Raw genomic sequence first — 429 nt, forward strand, 5'->3', positions numbered from 1 at the left:
GTGTAGCAGCCAACTATTCCGGGACTATCACGGTGATCTGGGACTCCGAAGTGGGATAACCGTGAGGCGCGAACCGGTTTTCCGGTAAAGCCCTGAAGGCGGGGCCGGGAGCCTTCAGGGCGGGTTACCTCTACGCGGCCTTGTGCAACGCCTCGCGCGTCAACCGCCTGCTCAGCTGCTTCTCCTCGTAGCCAATGTCGTTGAGCAATCCTCCATAGACTTCATCGCTCATGTCCTCATCGGTGAGTACAACGCTGTCGTCGACGTTGAATTGCCGGGCGAGGTCCTCGACGCGCTGTTTGAGTGCCTGTCGTTGAGCAATCTGCATGCCTTTGGAACGGACCCAGGCGTGTTGAGCTTCGCGCAACTCATCCAGCAGGTCGGTCTTGTTTTCGTACAGTCGGGCATTGCGCCTGAACTCGATCGGGT

At 58.7% G+C, this 429-nt stretch carries 1 protein-coding gene; it reads right to left on the bottom strand.

From position 1 onward, the window contains the following. Nucleotides 1–130 precede the first annotated feature (130 nt). Nucleotides 131–429, bottom strand: a 299-nt coding sequence (locus AC1DCY_RS27705) for a hypothetical protein (protein ID WP_477355991.1), incomplete at its 5' end; no start/stop codon positions are given.

The organism is Lysinibacillus sp. 10T31, from assembly GCF_056394365.1.